A 1,807-nucleotide genomic window follows, 5' to 3' on the forward strand; every position below is an offset into this window, starting at 1 on the left:
TTACGGGGACTTTACACCCGGATTACGCTCCTCGAAATCCTTGGCTCTTTTTTCGTAATACTCGGTCTTGCCAAGTTCTTCTTTCACCCATGTCGGCTTGCCGCCGGGCTTCTGCCTGTAATGTTCTTCGACATCCCCTACGCTGTTGCCGCTTTGTTTCTCCCACTTTCCGATGAGGCGGGCAGCTTCAGTTGAGTTATCCGGCATAGCGGCTTCGGCTTTTTCTTCCATTTCCCGCGCATGCTGCGCCGAAGATTCGGATGGTGCTTCAGCCGGAGCGACTTCCGCTTTCACCTTGGCCGCTATCGCTTCCTGCCGATCACCATGTTCCCGAGCCTCACCTTCCGCCGGTTTGGGCTTTTCAACACCCGCATACCCCAGGTACTTGTCGTACATGGCGTCGGCGTCCTTCTCGTCAAACTTGGCCTCGGACAGCACGTACTTGTTGATGAGGTCGAACGCCGCGTCATCGTGGGCCTTGATGTCGTCCCTGGTCCTGGAGCCAAGCGCCCCCTTGGCGATGCGCTGCAAGCCCTTGTCGAGGACGGTGCGGGTGTGCTGGTTGAGCTTGTCCAAGGCGAACTGGTGGCTCTCCTTCAAGAAGCTGCTCTTGATCTTGGGCAGCGAATCGGTCAGCGCAGTGTGCCGTTTGCCGCCCTTGGGCACGGTGGTAAGGACGGAAGACTCGTAGTCGTCGAACTGCTTCCTGAGGCTGGTGGCATCTCTGGCCGACTGCTTGCCCGTCACGCTCTTCTTCCAGTCGGCCAGCCCCTTGCCGAAGAAGTCATGCGCCTCGTTTTCTTTCTCAACGATGGTATTCAGTCGATCCAAGTCACGGTAGGCGTCCCACTCCTGCTGGGGCTGCTGTTGCCGTTGGTTCTGATTCTTGAAGCCAATGCCCATTTCCAAGGCGGACTTGCGCTGGCCGGGAGTCCGGTTGGCAAGCATCTTCTTCTGCTCGTCAGGGTTCATGGTGAGAAGCGAGTTTCCAAAGTCAAACATGATTCAGTTCCTCCTTTCAGGATGTAGATTGTTCAAAGATCCGACATCCTAACCCCGGTTTTCTGCCTCGGATGAGAACGGGCGAAAATGGGCACTAAAAGGACAAAAGAAACACAAAAAAGGAACTTGACATGGTTTTTGGAGTGCATTCGAAGCAATGATCCACAAATACAGTTTTAGGGTAATAATTCCGATGAATTACGCGACATTTTTATCCGCTTTGCCAAGTTTTCCCAAAGACCTGCTGGCATACAGTGGTGTCAAAAGGATAGAAGGAGCTGAGCAGCCCACTCCCATAGAGCCTCGGGAAAACAAAATGTTACAAATTTCATGTGTTCAGACAGATGCTACAGCGTGCAAAATAGTTCCGAATTCCATTCAAACACCACAGGGCCAGATGTCGTTGCTGGCTTAACCATAGACACTCTAATAGCGCACGATGTTCGGATACTTCGCGGCCATCTTCGGCCAGAACGTCTTGGCTTCGCCCTCGGTGGAGTCGTAGACGCACACCTTCATGTCCTCGGGCAGGCAGTCCATGACCACGGACACCAGCCCGGTCCCGCCGCCCTTGATGCACGACTCGACCGTGACGATCTGCACGTGCTCCCCGTACTCCTCGTCCTCAAGATCAAAATTGAAATGCAACGCGATGCAGACGTTGCTTGGCTCGGTGTTGGCCTGGCACTCCCCGGTCAACGACGCCACGAGAACGTCCTTCGACCATGACACTTGGGGCAGATTCAGGTCGGTCAGCCCGTCGACGATCTTTCGGACGACAGGTTGGTTGCGGAATTTTGACATT

At 54.5% G+C, this 1,807-nt stretch carries 2 protein-coding genes; both read right to left on the reverse strand.

The window, feature by feature from the left end:
• The gene (locus tag QQS14_RS16315; protein WP_285908078.1) at nt 1-1,002 is read right to left on the reverse strand and encodes a hypothetical protein; all 1,002 of its coding nucleotides are present in this window, start codon (nt 1,000-1,002) and stop codon (nt 1-3) included.
• Between the two features lie 426 nt (nt 1,003-1,428).
• On the reverse strand, nt 1,429-1,807 hold a 379-nt coding region (locus QQS14_RS16320; RefSeq protein ID WP_285908079.1), incomplete at its 5' end, for a hypothetical protein.

It is taken from the genome of Pseudodesulfovibrio pelocollis (assembly GCF_030282845.1).
Classification (GTDB): Bacteria; Desulfobacterota; Desulfovibrionia; order Desulfovibrionales; family Desulfovibrionaceae; genus Pseudodesulfovibrio; species Pseudodesulfovibrio pelocollis.

Coding starts and splice junctions, on each gene's coding strand:
- QQS14_RS16315 (WP_285908078.1), bottom strand. CDS start 1,002: ATGTTTGACTTTGGAAACTCGCTTCTCACCATGAACCCTGACGAGCAG.